Below are 18,551 nucleotides of genomic sequence, written 5' to 3'. Positions count from 1 at the left end.
ACCCCTTTTTCTTCATTATTCTACATCTAGAATGACACCCGGCGAGAAGAGGTTATGAGGATCCAGCAGCTTTTTTACACCTTTCATGATGAAAAGTGTCGAGTCATGTTCTTTTTGTAAAAACCGCTTTTTCCCAATACCTACACCATGTTCACCCGTACATGTGCCTCCGTGCTGAAGAGCGAATTCTACAATTTGGTCATTGATGGCGTGCATTACTGCCACCTCTTCTTCATTATTCTGGTCAATGGCCATGGCAACATGGAAGTTGCCATCTCCTACATGTCCCAAAATAGATGCTTTCATATTGTATTCATCGACAATTTGCCGTGCATGCAAAATGGCTTCACTCAACTTGGATAAAGGGACACATACATCAGTGAACATCAGCTGCTTCCCAGGATTTGCTGCTGCAATCGATAGTGCGGCATCATGGCGTGCCTGCCAAAGTTTTGCGCGGGCCAATGAATCCGTCTCCATCTGTAAATTACATGTCCAATCCGCTGCCAACTCCTGGAGAGCAGCTAATTGCAGCCCAACTTCCTCTCTACTACCGCTCACTTCAATTAACAGAGAAGGGGCTGCTTTTAAATCAAGTTGAGATTGTTGATTAACAATGGCAATCGTTTCAGCATCAAGCAGTTCCATTTTCGTCACTTTGACTCCGCTCGCCAAAATTTGATAAGCTGCGTCACTCGCATCAGTAATTGCATCGAATGTTAGTTTAGCGATCGCATTATATTCTTCAATACCATACAGCTTTAAAGTAATCTCACTAAACAGACCAAGTGTCCCCTCAGACCCTACAAATAGTTCTTTTACTGCATAGCCGGCTGAAGTTTTTGCGGCATCCACACCGGTTGTAATAACTTCTCCTGATGCGAGAACGACGCGGAGCTTACGGACTTGCTGGCGCATTGTTCCATATTTTACAGCATTCGTCCCACTTGCGTTTGTTGCTGTCATACCACCGAGTGTTGCATTCGCGCCAGGGTCAACCGGGAAAAACAATCCATATTGTTTCAGTGCCTGATTCAGTTGTTCTCTCGTCACCCCGGGTTGGACTGTTACCGTAAAGTCTTCCGGACGAATGGCAAGAATCTCGTTCATCTCCGAAAAATCTACGACAATTCCACCATAATAGGGAATGGTTTGTGCTTCTAAGCTTGTCCCCACTCCGTATGGCACAATCGGCTTTTTATATTTTTTAGCAATCCCTACAATATCGATTAGTTCTTGCTCTGTTTTCGGAAAGACAACCACATCCGGCATACTGGCCTTATGATAAGTAAATGTTTTACTATGATGGCCCATTACTGTTTCATTAGTAGAAACATTCCCTACGGCTTTTTTCAATTCTTCAATTAACAAATTCATCTCCCCCTTTCTTCCATTTTACAACACTCTTAAAAGTTATAATATTCTGCACTTTTATTCTCTTTTATTTATGAACAGATTGTTACATCATTACTAAAAAATAGGTTTTAAAAGCTAATTTGAAGGATGATGGAGTTGCGGAGCAAATGGTTCATCTGCTGAATTTCGGGTATAAACGTTGTTACAACGCCATTTAAAAATTCGCTTCTTTTTTCGAAATCTTCTACAACACTTTTGAGAAATAGTATGTTACTATACATCTTGTTTTGAAATACGTAACTGAAACAGGGGTGTCAGATGACAAACAAAAAAGAGCTGAGTTTATTTAAATTAACTTGGCCTATTTTTCTAGAATTGTTCTTATTCATGCTTATGGGATTGGTCGATACGTTTATGCTGAGTTCGGTGTCGGATGAAGCAGTAGCCGGGGTCGGTGCAGCCAATCAATATGTCCAAATTGCTATTTTAATTTTGGGTGTTATCGGAACAGGAGCTTCTATTGTCATTTCACAATATATTGGATCACATCGTCTATTAGACGTAACAAAACTTTCGGCTTTGTCTGTTACACTTAACCTCATCGTGGGACTTGTGGTAAGTGTAGTATTTATTATATTTTCGGGTAAAATTTTGTCTGCTATGAATTTGGAAGGTAATGTCCTTGCCGCAGCAACAACTTATTTAACATTTGTAGGCGGATCGATTTTCTTCCAGGCTATTATTACTTCTGCTTCTGCGATTATTCGTGTACAAGGTTTGACGAAGCAAACAATGTATTTAGCGGCGGGCATGAACTTTTTGAATGCCCTGTTCAACTACCTATTCATCTTCGGTAAATTTGGTTTTCCCGAAATGGGAGTTGCAGGTGCAGGTCTTTCTTCTGTTATTAGCCGCGGTATCGCCGCAGTCGTCTTCTTCTGGCTGCTGTACCGCTCGTTAGAGATTAAAATTGAATATCGATACTTTTACACTTTTTCCAAAAACTATGTAAAGGAAATCTTGAAGATTGGCGTACCTTCTGCCGTTGAGCAAATTTTATATCAAGCATGCCAGCTTGTATTCCTTTACTATGTGACATATCTTGGCGCAGCATCACTAGCTGCAAGACAGTATGCAGTAAACATCTCTATGTTCACTTACCTGTTCGCTCTGGCAATTGGAACAGGGACAGCCATTTTAATCGGGCGAAGCGTCGGTGCCGGTGAAAAGGATATTGCCTACAGCCGGGCATGGTCCAGCATCAAAATGGCGATGCTGTTAACTATTCCAACAGTTGTTATCATTACGATTTTCCGTGAACCTTTCATGCGGTTATTTACAACAAACGAAGAAGTTGTGGCCATCGGAGCCTCAGTTCTCTTGCTTGGTATTGTACTAGAAACGGGGCGCGCTATTAATCTGACATTTATCAACGCCCTGCGCGCAGCCGGTGACGCCCGTTACCCGGTAAGAGTCGGCTTTTTTACAATGGTATGTGTAAGTTTATCGCTCGGATACCTATTCGTCTTTGTTATGGATATGGGTCTGGTAGGTATATGGCTTGCGATTGCAGCAGATGAATGGCTTCGTGCCATCTTTGTCCTTCTTCGTTGGAGAAGCCGCAAATGGGAACGCTACTCTATTATTTCATCAAATAACTAATACTACTGTTATAGCTATACTGTCTGAGGCAGTATAGCTTTTTTCTTGGACTATATAAAAGACTAGCCTGCCTCTACTTCTTACCCCTTTCGCCTTAAATTACGTATTTTCTCTACAATTTCAGATAATTTCTGGATTTCCACAGATGTAGTGCTATAATGTAGAGTAACAATAAATAAGTCCTTCGGGGTCGGGTGTAATTCCCAATCGGCGGTGATAGAGAAATCTTAAGCCCGCGAGCGTAACAGCAGGATTTGGTGCGAATCCAAAGCCGACAGTAACAGTCTGGATGGAAGAAGGAGCTGAAAAAGTCTTCATAGCAAGGCTTATTTAGTGACGCCTTTTACTCATGAGCCCCTTTTTATAAGGGGCTCATTTTCGTTTCAGAGACGTATTTTTGGCCACCACATAGCGTGATATCTATGAGAAAAATTATGGGTCATCTTGCTTTGGCCAGTGGTACGAAAACCTGTACAGCAAGACATATAAAACCTTTTAGGAAAGTGAGGAGAAGAAATGTTTACAGGAATTATCGAGGATGTCGGGAAGGTCCAGTCGATTGCCCAGGGACAAGACTCTATGGAGCTGACCATTTCATCTGAGAAAATCCTCGAAGATGTCCATCTTGGGGACAGCATCGCAGTTAATGGTGTCTGTCTTACGGTCACACGCTTTGCAAACAAGCATTTTACAGTAGATGTAATGCCTGAAACTGTCAAGTCAACAAGCCTGCAGTCTCTCCAGCCCGGTAATTATGTGAATTTGGAAAGGGCCATGCCTGCGAACGGCCGATTTGGGGGTCATTTCGTCTCCGGGCATGTAGATGGTACCGGTATTATTTTGAGAAAGCGCCCTGCAGCAAATGCTGTATATATTGATATCGCTATCAGTGAAACACTCAGCCAATATTGCCTGTTAAAGGGGTCAATTGCAATAGACGGTACCAGCTTGACGATTTTTGACTTACAGCCCCGACAGCTGACTGTTTCACTCATCCCCCACACTTACCGTGAAACGGTACTTGGCATGAAAAAGGAACGAGACTTGGTAAATATCGAAACCGACCTATTAGGCAAGTATATTATCAATCAATTTAAGGGGCGCCAAGAGACGTCTTCACTTACCATGGATTTTCTGCATCAACATGGATTTTAGGAGGTACACAATGTTTCATACAATTGACGAAGCAATAGAAGATTTAAAGGCTGGCAGACCGATTATTGTCGTTGACGATGAGGACCGTGAAAATGAAGGGGATTTTGTCATATTAGCGGAACATGCAACACCTGAGAATATCAATTTCATGGCAGTACACGGTAGAGGGCTCATTTGTACGCCTATCTCCCCTGCACTCGCTGAACGCCTGGCTCTCCATCCAATGGTTGGCAACAATACGGACAACCACCAGACAGCTTTTACAGTAAGTATCGATTATAAGACGACAGAGACAGGCATTAGTGCCTTTGAACGCTCCGATACAATTTTGAGCATTCTTGATGACCAAGCTACGGCTGGGGATTTCCGCCGTCCCGGCCATGTATTTCCATTAATTGCAAAGGAAAAAGGCGTCCTTGTTCGGAATGGCCATACAGAGGCAGCGGTCGATCTGGCTATCCTTTGCGGCTCACAACCAGCCGGTGTCATTTGTGAAATCATGAAAGAAAACGGAGAAATGGCTAGAGTTCCTGAGCTTTTGGAAATTGCTAAACAGCACGCTTTAAAAATTATCACAATTGCGGATCTGATCCACTACCGCTACGAACGCGAGCAGCTCGTATCTCGCGAGGCCAGTGTGCAAATGCCAAGTGAATTTGGTGATTTTCGAATGATCGGCTATTCAAACCTACTCGATGACAAGGAACATGTAGCACTTTATACAGGCGACCTTTCCAAGGAGACTTCCCCCCTTGTTCGCATTCATTCCGCATGCCTGACAGGCGATATCTTTCACTCTAAGCGCTGTGAATGCGGACCTCAGCTTCATAAAGCGCTGCAGGTGATTCAGCAGGAAGGTACAGGCATTGTTCTTTATATGGCACAGGAAGGGCGTGGCATTGGGCTATTAAACAAGCTAAAGGCATATGAACTACAGGAGCAGGGCTATGATACAGTCGAGGCAAATGAACAGCTTGGTTTTGCTGCCGAAATGCGAGACTACGGGCTTTGTGCACAAATGCTGAGGGATTTAGGCATCACAAAAGTCCGCCTCATGACAAATAATCCTGCCAAAATACAGGGACTCGCACAATACGGAATTGAAGTTGTGGAACGTGTACCCCTAGAAATCGAAGCGGTACCGGAAAATACACATTATCTATCAGTCAAAAAACAAAAAATGAATCATATTTTCGCATAGGAGATGAGTAAAATGGGACAAACATTTGAAGCACAATTAATCGGAACAGGGTTGAAGGTCGGCATTGTAGTAGGCCGGTTTAATGAATTTATTACAGCAAAACTGCTCAGCGGGGCAATGGATGGATTGAAGCGGCATGGTATGGCAGAAGAAGATATTGATGTAGCTTGGGTGCCAGGAGCATTCGAGGTACCATTCATCGCTAAAAAGATGGCAGAGTCAGGTCAGTATGATGCGATTATCGGTCTAGGGACTGTTATACGCGGCTCTACAACCCACTATGACTATGTATGCAACGAGGCGGCAAAAGGCATTGCAAGTGTCGGTCTATCAACAGGTGTACCAGTCATTTTCGGTATTATTACGACAGAAACAATTGAACAGGCTATCGAACGCGCCGGTACAAAGGCAGGAAATAAAGGCTACGAGTCCGCTGTATCAGCTATCGAGATGGCAAACTTAAGTCGGTTACTGCCAGGTGCCTCCTCTTAACTAACAGTAACAGCACAACTAGGTAAATCTCTTAATAGCGAAACCCCGCGGCATTATTCCCGCGGGGTTTCTTTTTTATTTTTATTGAGCATTTACTGGCTCTTGTTTTAAAGCCTTACTCATCTCACAATATTGGATAAACACACGCGCCAATTCTTTCAGGCGTATATGGATCTCTTCATCTACGATATTGTTTTCTGCGTCAAAGTGATCTGCATGTGTATACACATAGTTTGGTGTCACTAAACAGCGGAAGTAATCAAGGATTGGCTTCAGTTGATTTTCTAGAACAAGGTGATGCTGATATGTGCCTCCGTTCCCAACCATAGCAGCCGGCTTATAGCGCAGCGCTTTAGGAGGAATCATATCAAATGCATTTTTTAATACACCAGGAATAGATGCCTGGAAAATAGGTGATGCAAAGATATAGCCATCTGCCTCTTCAAATTTTTGAATCATCATTTTCATATCGTCATTCAGCGGACTGCCATCTAAAATTTGATGTTTCAGGTCACTGAAGTAAAGAATTTCTAACTCTAAATCTGTATTTAAGTCTGCAATATATCGTTGAACTTGTTGTAGTACTGCACCTGTCTTACGACCGAATACTGTGCCGTCAACTAGTAGAATCTTCATTATACTCTTGCCTCCATTATAAAATACACGAGTTGATATACTCATATAACATTGTAACAGAAGAAGAGGCCAGTCGAATAGACACTGCGTGTAAATTCAGTCTTAAGGCGTAACCGGTAATAAATCATTAAGTAAGTTTTCACTGCCTTTCTTTGCAGACTGGTTAAGCACCATTTTGGGTTCCCCATGATGTCTATAGCTTTAAAGCAGCTGTTCAAGAAACAGCGTTATTCGTCGTCCTTTTTCAATGTTTTTTCCTTTAATTTTGCACGGTCAAATACTACTTCTTCATCTACAGGAGTATGCTCCTCTTTCTTTCCCTTCGTCCAATCAAACATTTTCTCACGTGAACCTTCCTGCTCTTCTTCTACTGCTGGCATTTGCAGCGCTGCCAGTTGGGATGATTCATAAATGGCCGCTTTCGCCCCATTTCCATGCAGAGCAATCACCTTCATTGCCAACGCTACTTGGCTCGCCTGAATGGATCTTACGCCCTTTAATGGACCGATGAGTAAAGGATTCATTACCTTCAATACCAGTTCCCCAGCCTTCTCACCGAGGCGAAACTCCTTACGATCCCCAACAAGTAAGGATGGCCGGATAATCGATAACTGCGGGAATTCCATTTCGATCAGCTCCTTTTCGAGCTTTCCTTTTACACGGCTATAATAGGCAAGCGCCTTTTCATTCGCTCCCATGGAAGAAATAACGATAAAATGCCGAACCCCCTTCTTTTTTGCCAATGAAGCAATATGCAGGGGGTACTCCAAATCTACCTTTTCAAAATTCTCTCGTGTCCCCGCTTTTTTTATAGTCGTTCCGAGACAGCAAAATACCTCATGTGCAAAATCTAAGTCCGCCTCTGCTAATTCATCAAAATTTACAATCCGCTCGACTAGCTTTTTATGCTGATAACCTAGTTCTCTTCTTGTAAGTACCGTAACAGAAACATATTCTTCACTTTCACACAGCAATTGGACAAGGTGCGACCCGACAAGCCCCGTTGCTCCTACTACGATGGCTGAACGCATTCCCATATGCAAGCCCGCCTTTCCTTTTCTATAGTTTTGTTTCATTTTCACACATAACTACCATTTTTTCACCATATTTTAAAAAGAACAGGCGAGAGAAAGGATGCGATGAATTTGCCAAATCAAAAAAGGAAAATTGCTTTTATTGTGGAACATTGCCCTATTAAAGGTCTTTATCCACTTGAACGAGCAATGCTGTTAAGTAAACTATTAAATGAAGAATCTGTTTTTATGTTCGTGAAAACTAACGATATGAATGCGTTAAAGCGCTTTGAAGAAATAGGCGTGACGCCTGTTTTATTTGAAAAATACGAGGAGCTTGTCAAGTCGATCCGCAATCTTGATCTGGATTTAATTATTCAGGATGGCAAAGATACAGTGGCAGAGCAGGTAGAGATACTGCGCCCGTTCTGCAAAACGATTGTTCACTTTGATGATTTTGGCAGCGGCAATGTACTGGCGGACTGTAATGTAGTCGCCTTATTTGAGGACTTAGGGTCATCAGGTGAGCTGCTGCCTGCAAATACATTAGCTGGCAGCTATGCATTTGCGGTAAATAGACACCTTCCGGAAATTGCCGCTATTCGGGATGACCAGCTGACAAACCATCCCCCTCATATTGTTATAGCCTTTGAGGATGGGGACGAGCATAATCTAACATATCGCACATTGCGTCATTTGACACAGCTTCATGTTCCTCTTAGAATTTCTGTGGCAATTGATGATGAATATAAGCATCCTATCGGAGATTTACAAATGATGCTGTTAAGCCGCCGCAATGCCAAGATTGTCAAAAGTACAGATGCTCTATATGAACTGCTGCATGACGCCGACATTGTCGTATGCAACAACAACTACACACCTTACAAAGTAGCAGCAGTCGGTATTCCATGTATTACACTTGCACAGCATGAACGTGAAATTGCTCACGCGTTTGCACGAGAATTAAATGGTTTTATTCATTTAGGTCTCGGACGTAAAATTAAACAATCCTCCATCCAAAATGCGGTGATGGAACTATTATTACATGAACATCGCAGGGAGCGTGCCATCCGCAAACAGCGCTCACTCGAAATTTTAGGGAACAATGAGATTTTACAGGCATTGCTTCTAGACTTAGCCTATGGTAGACATCTGGCACAACTGTAAGTTCGATGAAGGTCCAACTGCTTACCCTTTGCTCTATCCCACATAATGCCAGTTTCCCTTCTACATCATTCACTACTGAGAAAAACCATTCTCATTCTCAAATCGGCCCTGGATGTGCTACAATAGAGAGCAGAAATTCTCAAAAAGAAGCGGGAATATTTTTTGTAAAGGAGTGTACATTTCCATGCTAACAAAAGCACAGGTACAACAGCAGATTACAGAATTAAAAATGGACTATATCAATTTGCAGGGCGACATGGAAAAGCTGGAATCAGTGGGGCATCCCGAATCGGTTAAGCAAGCTTTGGAGCGCCTTGAAAAAATGGAAGCACGACTTGCAGAATTAAACAAGCAATTAGCCGAGTTTTAAATTGCTTTGAAAACATATTCTACTCTGCTCGCGGCCGCGTACCGCGAGTTTTTTGATGAACATAATAGATGAAAAACTATTGGAGGAACGAGAACATATGGCAATTTTAACGGTTGAAAATTTAGGTCATTCCTTTGGCGACCGCACGCTTTTTAAAGATGTATCATTCCGTTTAGTCGAGGGTGATCATATTGGCCTAGTCGGTGCGAACGGTGTAGGGAAATCGACATTAATGAGCATTATTACAGGACAGGCAATCCATGATACAGGGAAGGTCGAATGGCTTCCTGGCACGCACTACGGCTACCTTGATCAGCATACCGTACTAACAGCTGGCCGGACGATGCGCGATGCTTTGCGCGATGCATTTCTTCCGCTTTATAAAAAGGAAGAGGAATTAAACGAGATTACGTTGAAAATGGCCGAAGCGACGCCTGAAGAATTAGAGAAGCTGCTGGAGGATATGGCTGAAATCCAGGATGCCTTGGATGCGGGAGACTTCTATACCCTCGATATGAAGATTGAAGAGGTAGCTCGCGGACTTGGTCTTGATGCAATCGGGCTTGACCGCGACGTAGCAGCCTTATCCGGCGGACAGCGTACAAAAGTACTGTTAGCTAAGCTATTGCTAGAAAAACCGAAAGTTCTGTTACTGGACGAGCCCACTAACTATCTTGATGAAGAGCACGTTACGTGGCTGAAAAACTACCTGAAAAATTACCCGCATGCGTTTTTACTAATTTCGCATGATACGGAGTTTATGAATAATGTAGTCGATGTTATTTTCCATTTAGAATTCTCTAAAATGACACGTTACACAGCTACTTACGAAAAATTCCTTGAGCTTGCTGAAATCAACAAACGCCAGCACATCGAGGCATATGAAAAGCAGCAGGAGTTCATTAAAAAACAAGAGGATTTCATTGCGAAAAATAAAGCGCGCTATTCAACGACAGGCCGTGCAAAATCCCGTGCGAAGCAGCTGGACCGCCTAGAGCGGATCGATCGTCCCGAAACAGCTGTGAAGCCTGAGTTTGGTTTCAAAGAATCACGTGCATCCAGCCGCTACGTAGTAGAAGCGGAGGACCTGCTTATCGGTTATGAAAAAGACAAACCATTATTGCCTCCATTGACATTCCAAATCGAACGCGGACAAAAAATTGCGTTAGTAGGGATGAACGGTGTCGGTAAATCGACTCTGTTAAAAACGATGTTAGGCAAAATCAATCCGCTTGGCGGAAAAGTTATTCGTGGTGACTACTTATTCCCTTCTTACTTCGAGCAGGAAGTAAAGGCCGAGAAAATCACACCAATTGATGATGTATGGAACGCATTCCCTTCCATGGAGCAAGCACAGGTACGTGCTGCATTAGCCCGTGCAGGCTTGAAGACGGAGCATATTCAACGTCCATTGAACTCTTTATCGGGTGGTGAGCAGGCGAAGGTCCGTCTATGCAAACTGATGATGAATGAAGCAAACTGGCTGATTTTTGACGAACCGACAAACCACTTGGACGTCGATGCCAAAGCAGAGTTAAAGCGCGCTATGCAGGAGTTCAAAGGAACAATCGTCCTTGTATCCCACGAACCGGACTTTTACGAAGGTTTAGCGACGAAAGTTTGGAATGTACAAGACTGGTTTACAACAGGTCAAATAGACATGTAAAAATGAAAAAGCCAGGCCGGTAAATATCCGGCCTGGCTTTTTCAATAAAGATCACGCTACAAACACAACTAGGACTCTCCACCTGTCCCAGTTGTTTTCCTTTAGCTATATATTTTCTCTTTTGCCAATGAAATAGCTCTTTCGCTTACTTCCAAGCGGTCACCATCAGCATTCAGGCGGACAACGCCATTTTCCTCCTCAATAATGGAGCGAACATTCGCCGCAGACTTTGCTCCGGCTACTAGCAGCTTTGATGAACTGCTTGCCTTTTCCTCGCTTAGAATCTCATTCCCGCCTACCTTCGGAAACGTTGTTTGCGCCCGTTCCTGCGTTTTCCTCGGAGAGGGACTGCCTACGTGTGCTCCGCTTGCGCCTACTGATTTTATCACTTGTATATCCCACCTATTGCCGTCTGTTTTTTCTTATATCGGCTTGCCTGTGCTTTATTTCACTAGATGATGCTGAAACGCATAGACTACAGCCTGTGTCCGATCCTGGACTCCCAGCTTGGACAAAATATTGCTGACATGTGTCTTTACTGTTTTAATACCGATAAATAATTCATCGGCAATATCTTGATTTGTCTTTCCTTGTGCTAGAAGGAGCAGCACTTCCATCTCCCGGTCGGTCAACTCATCATGAAGCGTCACGTTTGGTCTGCGGAATTTCTGCATCATTTTTGCCGTCACTTCTGGTTCGAGGACCGATTCCCCTTTTACCGTACGGCGGATTGCATCGGCAATTTGCTTCGCATTAGAGGTCTTGAGCAAATAACTGACAGCTCCCGCTTCGAGTGCCGGATATACTTTATCGTCGTCAAGAAAACTTGTAACCATCATTATTCTTGCTTCCGGCCAATGCTTTAAAATCTCTATTGCAGCTTCTACCCCTGTCATATTCGGCATAACATTATCCAGCAGGACAATATCCGGGCGCAGAGCCAGTACCTTGTCGACGGCTTCTTTCCCGTCTGCTGCCTCCCCGATTACTTCCATGTCCGGCTGGGCGGAAAGATATGCTACTACACCGATACGTACCATTTCATGGTCATCTGCTACAACAATTTTAATCATGATTCTCCCCCGTTTCCTTTGCAATTTGCACCTCAATCCTTGTGCCTTGGCCTACTACGGAGGTAATAGTACAAATACCGCCAATTTCCGTTGCTCTTTCTACAATATTTTTCATTCCGTAGGATCCTATTTTTTCATGCTGGCTATCAAATCCAACCCCATTATCCTGGATGCGTAAAATGTACATATTGGCTCTTTCCATCAGCACCAGCTCTACATCCGTTGCCTTGGCGTGGCGAAGCGTATTAGACAAGGCCTCCTGTGCGATACGAAACAGATGATCCTCCTGTGCCTTCGTTAGGGGAACATCGGCAAGCTCGTAATGCAAGTCAAATGACGCCTTTTGCTGCAGTTCCTCAATAAGCTCTCGAAGTCCCTGTGCAAGTGTTTTATTCTGCAGGGCAATTGGACGCAAATGCAGAAGCAATGCACGCATTTCCAGCTGGGCCTGCTGTACGATTTTTTCAATTTGCACCAAAATAGCTGCATCTTCATTATTTTCAGTCACAGTCGACAACAGCATAGAAGCCGCGAATAGCTGTTGGGAAACTGAATCATGCAGTTCCCTTGCGAGCCGCTGCCTTTCTTCTACTAAGCGTTGACGGACAATTGTTTCATCTGCCTCCACCTTTTCATTTGTGATACGGTGTAAGGTCTTTCGCTGCTGTTCAATAAGCTCCGCCACTTCAGTTAAAGATTTTCTTGTTGTCCGAGAAGAGGCTTTTTGCTCTTTGTAGCGTTCGATATCAAGCAGCTTTCTCACCTGCCTGCTCGTTTGGAAATCCTTTGTGACGATAATAGATGTAATCCAAAGAGAGATGACTAAACTTGCCACCAGGATACCGAAAACAATCATGACGAGTATCGGCAGTCCGCCTGTTCCAAACTCCTCTATGAGCGGACGCCAATTCTCTTCATTCGGCTCACCATACAAAAGAACAAGGCCACCATAAACAAAAGCCCCGAGCATCGTCATGAGCAAAAATGTACGAAAACAAAAGCCAATTATCTTTGCCATATTTCCACCTCGCCCAATCCGATTGATACGTGAATCATCAGCTTACGCCGGCCGCCCTTTTCTAGTACAATACTTTCCGGCACTTTTACTGATTCTCCATTGATGAGCACTTTGCCATAGCCTTGGTTTATCGCAATATAGCACTCAACATCATAGGGTACTAAAATCGTTGTTTTACCGATTCCTTGAAAAATAGAAATGAATGCGGGCTCTAACGGCAGAATAGTTTTTGTAGCATCAATCGTTGCATTGCCGAATACTCTTGTAATGGCTTGATTTTTCCATGGATAGGGCTTCTCCTCTGTCTGATACGTACCAAAGAAAGCTGGTATATAGGAGTCTCGCTTGTAATGCAGGTATAGCCAATAAATAATGCCTGCGGGAATCAACCATCTCAGTGTCGTCATCGATAAGACAGCAAGCAAGGCAAAGATTAGAGCAATTGAGGCATACATTTTTTCCCCCTTTTGTACACTCAGTACATATAGCGCAAAAGCGAGGAGCAGGAAGAAAACACCGCTGTTATGAAAAATGAATAATTCTATAAATACAATAAGTCCAATGATTACTAGTAGTTTATTTTTCATTTGCCCACCTCCGATGTAAAGGGTCTCCATTGAATCAATACTCTTCTATCTTTTTCAACACCCTACAGTATGCTTTGATCAAGTCCCGCTTCATCGAGCTAAAAGACGGAAAAAGATGTGGAGCTTTCACCCCACACCTTTCATTATACTATTCCTTCCGTTCAAGCGCCGCCAAACGTTGTTCAAATGTTGTAATCTCGTAGTCGTTCTTCAGCTTTAAGGAGATACGCTCAATATATTCAGTTGCTTCCCCGAATTTATTGGCATGCAGGTCCGCCTGCTTAGAAGATGCCTCTTCTAAACGGAAATGGGCATGTGCCACATTTTCCTTGCTCATTAACTGAAGCTGACGTACTTTCATGTCTTGTAAACGATGCTTCATCTGCTCGAACTGCCGTTCAAGATTTGCATGCTCCGCTGTCGCTTCTGTCAGACTCTGTTGCAGTAAATCTGCACGTGTTTTATAGGCTTCCACTTCCGATAAAGTGAAATCAATCAAATCCTGCTCCTCTGATTGCTGTGCCAGCTGAAGCTGTTCTGTACGCTTTTGCTGCTTCTTTTCTACCTGCTTTAATTCTGCAGCAATCTTATTTTTCAAATCAGCCTGACGTGCTACAAGACCGCCTACCTTTTCTGTTTCCTTTTCTGCCTGGCGGACATATTGGTTCAGCATAGCAATGGGATTTTTACGCTCTGCTGAATCGAAAAGCTCATGTAATTTCGCCTCAGTTGTATGGATAAAACGTTGTAATAAATTCATTGATCTCTCTCCCTCTTATTTAGATAGCTTATTCCATTCCGCTTCGAAGTTATCGAAGGGGTTATCCGTTACCATTTTCGGCTCATCATTTTTCCATTGCTTATAGACTACATAACCGACTGCCGGTGCGATGACTAATAAAAGAATTGGTGCGCTGCCGATTGCGGCCATAACACCAGAAACCATGACAATAATGCTAATCAGCTTCATGACAGATGACTCACTTCTTTCATAGAGCCAGAAACCTCCTAGTACAATGGCTGCTCCTACCAGGAATCCGGCAATCATCGGTGCTAAAATGCCAGCTAAAATTAAGAGACCGAAACCAATCACCGTATACTTCAGTAATTTCTTCATCTGTTTTTCTCCTCTCGTTTTGTTACATTTATCGTATCTTGAATAAGGAATTGTTTTAACGGTCCCTAAATGGATTTTCATCTCCGTCTACAGGCGGAGATGACCTCCTACTCCCTTGTTTTTTTATATTTCATCTATGGAACTCCTAAAATACCCTTTTAAGGATGATTTAAGAAAAAGTGTGTAAATTTTTTGACAAACGAAACTTTTTTTGTGAAAGGACGTATATATTTATAGAGAGCTGGGTATACAATAAATGGATAAACATTACATACACAGCCGACCTATAAAAAACTTGCAAAACAGATATCTTATTAGTAAGATAAATTTATGACAAATTATCTTATTGGTAGGCTATTTCAAAATAAACTATTGGAAGAGAGGAATTTATATGTCAGTAACAATTTACACACAATCTAGCTGTTCCTCATCACGAAAAGCTTTAAAATGGTTAAATGAAAATAATATCGCCTATACAGAAAAACGTATTACGTCCCAACCACTTACTCTAGCAGAATTTAAAAATATTTTAAGCATGACAGAAGATGGAACAGATGAAATTATTGCAACAAACTCAAATGACTTTAAAAACTTGGATGTTGATATTGATCAATTGTCAATCCAAGAGCTATATAATTTAATCCAGCAGCACCCACGTATGCTGCGGAGCCCGATTCTATTAGATGAAAAGCGTATTCAGGTGGGCTATAATGAAATGGATATTCGTCGTTTCATCCCACGTAAAGTACGTGCATTTGAACTGAATGCTTTACAAAGACTAGCGGTTGAGTAATTTCGCCGCTTTCTTTATTTACATAAAAATGATAGAAAGACTGTGTTGGAGTTGAGGAAATGGACCAAAAAAGAAAAGAAAACCTAACAGCTCTTTTCGAATCGATTTCAGTGCTAGAACGCAAAGTAGCAAACGAATGGAATAGCCATAACGAACTCGGTTTTTCAAAGTCCCATATTTTGATACTCGAATTCTTAGCCAAAGAAGGTCCAAAGCGCCCTTCTGCCATTGCTGATCGTCTAAAAGTAACAACAGGCGGGGTAACAGTACTTACAACAAAGCTACTAAAAGGCGGCTTCATTGAAAAAACACAAAGCGAGAACGATCGCCGTGCTTCTCAAATTTCTATTACAGCAGAGGGTCTCCAAGTGCTGGAGAATTCCCGCAAGCAAATCGAAGCACTCATCAATCATTTGTTCGGCATGTTGACGGAAGAGGAAATCACGACATTGCATACCATTTTCAATAAAATGCATTTACCCAAATAATTAAATGATACGGTCATTCCCGCCAAGAACTTTCTTGGCGGGTTTTCTGTAAGCTAAAGGAGATTTTCCCACAAAAAAGCCCGCCTGTAATGGCGGGCTCCGAGTGAAGACAAAGTCTTCTTTTGACTTTGTCTTCACGTTTTTTCAGCTAGTTTTATATAGTATCGTTTTACTCAGCCTGTCTTGAAAACGCTCGCCAGGCAAGCAACGCTGGATGAAAGCGTTTGTCAACAGGCTGAGCCCGCCTATCATGGCGGGCTCTTCCCTATTATGCAGTAACAACTGTCTCTAATTTTTGATCTGCTAGTAAAATTTCCTTCAATCGTGCCTTTGCACGGAACAGACGTGATTTTACTGTCCCGACGGAAACCTTCATTAGTGTCGAAATTTCAGCCAATGAATACTGGTCTACATAAAAGTACCATAAAGTCTTTTGATAAATAGTATCTAGCTGGTGCATTTTTTCTTGAACAATTTTCGTGACTTCCGTTTTTTCGATTTGTTCTTCTGTCGATAACTCATTGTTTGGAACCAAATCTAGAATCGGAACGTCTAATGTTTCAGGTTGACTCATCATATATTTACTGCGTCGTACATTTTTACGATAGCGGTCACGGAATGTGTTCATTGTAATAGTTGTTAACCACGCCTTTACATGATCTACTTCGGCAAGGTTTTGTTCATAGCGGACAACCTTTACCCATACCTCTTGCATTAAATCTTCCGCTTCATTTGTATTGCGTGTAAGCTTTAAGCATAGGTGGTAAATGTATCGATCAAATTCATTATAAATAGCCGTTAATTTTTCATTCATTTTAAATCTCTCCCGTTTAGAGTAGTTTTATGTGAAATGTGTTATATACGTTTTCTTATTTTCATTTTCGCAAAAACAAATATTACGCTCTATCGTATTTGCTTTCATTTTTCTTACAATGCTGTAAGGTTAGATGAAATATTTTGTAACATAGCGCTGGATATGATAGCACACCCTTTATCCGCCCATTTTTTACAACGTGTATTATCTCTAATTACATCCTTCTATCTTCTTCTCAAAATGACTGCATTTCACCCATGGTTCAGACACCCAATTTTGCCTTCCATTTATGCTATAATATTTCCATTACCGAAATTATTGAAGGAGGCTCCACTATGAGTCATTTATCCAAACTAGATGCTTATTTCGCAGAGAATCGGGACAAGCATCTGGCAGAGCTGGACGAATTCCTACGGATTCCCAGCATCTCTTCCCTATCTGAGCATAAACAAGATATGCAGGTAGCCGCTTCTTGGCTTGCAGCAGCAATGAAACGCGTAAACCTTGAAAACATTACAATCGATGAAACAGGCGGTCATCCTGTCGTTTATGGAGACTGGCTACATGCACCAGGCAAACCGACGATTCTATTTTATGGCCATTATGATGTACAACCAGTTGACCCTTTGCATCTTTGGGAAACTCCCCCGTTTGAACCAGATGTACGCGATAATAAACTGTTCGCCCGCGGTGCATCAGACGATAAAGGGCAAGTATTCATGCACTTGAAAGCGATTGAGGCATTATTTAAATTAGACGGAACACTTCCTGTGAACGTGAAATTTATCATTGAAGGGGAAGAAGAAATCGGCAGTGCGAACCTTCCTCAATATGTGGAGAAAAATAAGGAGAAATTAGCAGCAGACCTTATTCTTATTTCCGATACAGGGCTTTATGCACCAGGTAAGCCGGCTGTATGCTACGGTCTTCGTGGTCTGGCTGGTATCCAAATTGATGTGCGAGGAGCAAAAGGTGATCTGCACTCTGGTCTTTACGGTGGAGGCGTCCAAAATGCTATCCATGCATTGGCTGACATTCTTGCATCCTTCCGCGACGAGCATGGCACAATCCAGGTAGAAGGCTTCTATGACAATGTACGACCATTATCTGAAGAAGAACGCCAGGCTTACCGTGACTTGAATTTTGATGAAGAGGCATTAAAAGAAGAAGTAGGTGTAAAAGAGCTGTTTGGTGAAAAAGGCTACTCCTATCTAGAGCAGACTTGGGCCCGTCCGACATTAGAGGTAAACGGCGTATTCGGCGGCTTCTCTGGTGAAGGCATTAAAACGGTATTACCAGCAGAAGCAGGCGCAAAAATTACATGTCGTCTTGTTCCAGACCAACAACCGGATGAAATTGTTACACTGTTAAAAGCACACATTGAAAAGAATAAACCAACAGGTGTAGAGGTCACGATTTCCGAGTTTGACAAAGGTGCTCCTTACATCACGCCATTCGATCACCCTGTCATCCAAGCGGCAGGACGTTCCTACGAGCGTGTATATGAAGTACCGACTGCCTATACACGCGGCGGTGGTTCTATTCCGATTGTGGCAGCGTTTGATCAAATTCTACAGCTGCCGGTCGTATTAATGGGCTTTGGCTTATCAAGCGAAAACTTCCATGCACCGAATGAACATTTCCATTTGGAAAACTTTGATAAAGGACTACGTGTTCTTGGTGACTATCTGTACGAAGTATCCACTCTCCCACTGTAAAAACCAAAAGAAGCCTGTGTGTTGATAAACTCGCCACTGAAGTAAGGTTTTGCAAAAGAATAACAAAGGGCTATCCAGTAATCGGATAGTCCTTTTTATGTAGAAATTTATTTATCATAGTATGCTTTTATCGAATCGCTATTTACGGAATTGTCACAAAAAAATCAAAATTTAAAAATATGTAATACCAAGTATATCCATTTTTTGTGTAAAATTATATAATTG

20 protein-coding genes and 1 riboswitch are annotated in these 18,551 nt (G+C 42.4%); of the genes, 10 read left to right on the top strand and 10 right to left on the bottom strand.

Features of this window, described 5'->3' with window-relative positions; all coding sequences use genetic code 11:
- Positions 1–15: 15 nt before the first annotated feature.
- On the bottom strand, positions 16–1,377 hold the full coding sequence (locus AA0Y26_RS01635) for an FAD-binding oxidoreductase (RefSeq protein WP_413364541.1): 1,362 nt from the start codon (positions 1,375–1,377) through the stop codon (positions 16–18).
- 297 nt (positions 1,378–1,674) lie between these two features.
- Between AA0Y26_RS01635 and AA0Y26_RS01630 the strand changes: the two genes are divergently transcribed.
- From AA0Y26_RS01630 to ribE (AA0Y26_RS01615), 4 genes are all read left to right on the top strand, one after another.
- Entirely contained in the window at positions 1,675–3,018 is a 1,344-nt protein-coding gene (locus AA0Y26_RS01630; protein WP_413364540.1) for an MATE family efflux transporter, read from the top strand.
- Between the two features lie 176 nt (positions 3,019–3,194).
- Positions 3,195–3,323: riboswitch (FMN riboswitch) on the top strand.
- Positions 3,324–3,534: 211 nt separating this feature from the next.
- Entirely contained in the window at positions 3,535–4,173 is a 639-nt protein-coding gene (gene ribE / locus AA0Y26_RS01625) for a riboflavin synthase (protein ID WP_413364539.1), read from the top strand.
- A 10-nt stretch (positions 4,174–4,183) separates the two neighbouring features.
- Complete coding sequence (locus AA0Y26_RS01620) at positions 4,184–5,374, top strand: bifunctional 3,4-dihydroxy-2-butanone-4-phosphate synthase/GTP cyclohydrolase II (protein WP_413364538.1); 1,191 nt, start codon at positions 4,184–4,186, stop codon at positions 5,372–5,374.
- Positions 5,375–5,386: 12 nt separating this feature from the next.
- Complete coding sequence (ribE, locus tag AA0Y26_RS01615; RefSeq protein WP_036153297.1) at positions 5,387–5,866, top strand: 6,7-dimethyl-8-ribityllumazine synthase; 480 nt, start codon at positions 5,387–5,389, stop codon at positions 5,864–5,866.
- Positions 5,867–5,947: 81 nt separating this feature from the next.
- On the opposite strand, the gene AA0Y26_RS01610 is transcribed toward ribE (AA0Y26_RS01615), so the two are convergent.
- Both AA0Y26_RS01610 and AA0Y26_RS01605 read right to left on the bottom strand, forming a co-directional pair.
- Entirely contained in the window at positions 5,948–6,502 is a 555-nt protein-coding gene (locus AA0Y26_RS01610; protein WP_413364537.1) for an NADPH-dependent FMN reductase, read from the bottom strand.
- 227 nt (positions 6,503–6,729) lie between these two features.
- Positions 6,730–7,578 carry an NAD(P)H-binding protein gene (locus AA0Y26_RS01605; RefSeq protein ID WP_413364536.1) on the bottom strand — a complete coding sequence of 283 codons (849 nt, stop codon included), beginning with the start codon at positions 7,576–7,578 and terminating at the stop codon, positions 6,730–6,732.
- 63 nt (positions 7,579–7,641) lie between these two features.
- Between AA0Y26_RS01605 and AA0Y26_RS01600 the strand changes: the two genes are divergently transcribed.
- From AA0Y26_RS01600 to AA0Y26_RS01590, 3 genes are all read left to right on the top strand, one after another.
- A complete protein-coding gene (locus AA0Y26_RS01600; RefSeq protein ID WP_413364535.1) occupies positions 7,642–8,682 on the top strand; it encodes a PseG/SpsG family protein in 1,041 nt (346 codons plus the stop codon).
- Positions 8,683–8,866: 184 nt separating this feature from the next.
- On the top strand, positions 8,867–9,052 hold the full coding sequence (locus AA0Y26_RS01595) for an SE1832 family protein (RefSeq protein ID WP_413364534.1): 186 nt from the start codon (positions 8,867–8,869) through the stop codon (positions 9,050–9,052).
- Positions 9,053–9,149: 97 nt separating this feature from the next.
- Entirely contained in the window at positions 9,150–10,718 is a 1,569-nt protein-coding gene (locus AA0Y26_RS01590) for an ABC-F family ATP-binding cassette domain-containing protein (RefSeq protein WP_413368003.1), read from the top strand.
- A gap of 101 nt (positions 10,719–10,819) precedes the next feature.
- On the opposite strand, the gene AA0Y26_RS01585 is transcribed toward AA0Y26_RS01590, so the two are convergent.
- The 6 genes from AA0Y26_RS01585 to AA0Y26_RS01560 all read right to left on the bottom strand — a co-directional run bounded on the left by AA0Y26_RS01585 (position 10,820) and on the right by AA0Y26_RS01560 (position 14,513).
- Complete coding sequence (locus AA0Y26_RS01585) at positions 10,820–11,107, bottom strand: DNA primase (protein ID WP_413364533.1); 288 nt, start codon at positions 11,105–11,107, stop codon at positions 10,820–10,822.
- Positions 11,108–11,161: 54 nt separating this feature from the next.
- Positions 11,162–11,791 (bottom strand): response regulator, encoded by a 630-nt coding sequence (locus AA0Y26_RS01580; RefSeq protein ID WP_413364532.1) that lies wholly within the window; start codon positions 11,789–11,791, stop codon positions 11,162–11,164.
- Positions 11,784–12,809, bottom strand: a complete 1,026-nt coding sequence (locus tag AA0Y26_RS01575) for a sensor histidine kinase (protein ID WP_413364531.1) — start codon at positions 12,807–12,809, stop codon at positions 11,784–11,786. The genes AA0Y26_RS01580 and AA0Y26_RS01575 overlap by 8 nt, the downstream gene beginning before the upstream one ends.
- Entirely contained in the window at positions 12,797–13,396 is a 600-nt protein-coding gene (liaF, locus tag AA0Y26_RS01570) for a cell wall-active antibiotics response protein LiaF (protein WP_413364530.1), read from the bottom strand. Before liaF ends, AA0Y26_RS01575 begins: the two co-directional genes overlap by 13 nt.
- A gap of 148 nt (positions 13,397–13,544) precedes the next feature.
- The gene (locus AA0Y26_RS01565; protein ID WP_413364529.1) at positions 13,545–14,156 is read right to left on the bottom strand and encodes a PspA/IM30 family protein; all 612 of its coding nucleotides are present in this window, start codon (positions 14,154–14,156) and stop codon (positions 13,545–13,547) included.
- A gap of 15 nt (positions 14,157–14,171) precedes the next feature.
- Positions 14,172–14,513 (bottom strand): hypothetical protein, encoded by a 342-nt coding sequence (locus tag AA0Y26_RS01560; protein ID WP_413364528.1) that lies wholly within the window; start codon positions 14,511–14,513, stop codon positions 14,172–14,174.
- A gap of 391 nt (positions 14,514–14,904) precedes the next feature.
- Between AA0Y26_RS01560 and spx the strand changes: the two genes are divergently transcribed.
- The gene (spx, locus tag AA0Y26_RS01555; RefSeq protein WP_036153319.1) at positions 14,905–15,306 is read left to right on the top strand and encodes a transcriptional regulator Spx; all 402 of its coding nucleotides are present in this window, start codon (positions 14,905–14,907) and stop codon (positions 15,304–15,306) included.
- A gap of 59 nt (positions 15,307–15,365) precedes the next feature.
- Positions 15,366–15,794: a MarR family winged helix-turn-helix transcriptional regulator gene (locus tag AA0Y26_RS01550; RefSeq protein WP_413364527.1), complete on the top strand. Its 429-nt coding sequence runs from the start codon at positions 15,366–15,368 to the stop codon at positions 15,792–15,794.
- A 268-nt stretch (positions 15,795–16,062) separates the two neighbouring features.
- On the opposite strand, the gene AA0Y26_RS01545 is transcribed toward AA0Y26_RS01550, so the two are convergent.
- Positions 16,063–16,608: an RNA polymerase sigma factor gene (locus tag AA0Y26_RS01545; RefSeq protein ID WP_413364526.1), complete on the bottom strand. Its 546-nt coding sequence runs from the start codon at positions 16,606–16,608 to the stop codon at positions 16,063–16,065.
- A gap of 335 nt (positions 16,609–16,943) precedes the next feature.
- Between AA0Y26_RS01545 and AA0Y26_RS01540 the strand changes: the two genes are divergently transcribed.
- Positions 16,944–18,326: a dipeptidase gene (locus AA0Y26_RS01540; protein ID WP_413364525.1), complete on the top strand. Its 1,383-nt coding sequence runs from the start codon at positions 16,944–16,946 to the stop codon at positions 18,324–18,326.
- Positions 18,327–18,551: the final 225 nt, after the last annotated feature.

The sequence above is a fragment of the Lysinibacillus canaveralius genome, from assembly GCF_047301505.1.
GTDB lineage: Bacteria > Bacillota > Bacilli > Bacillales_A > Planococcaceae > Lysinibacillus_B.
Note: the sequence above shows the minus strand (reverse complement) of the source record. Positions and strands in the feature narration are given on the sequence as shown.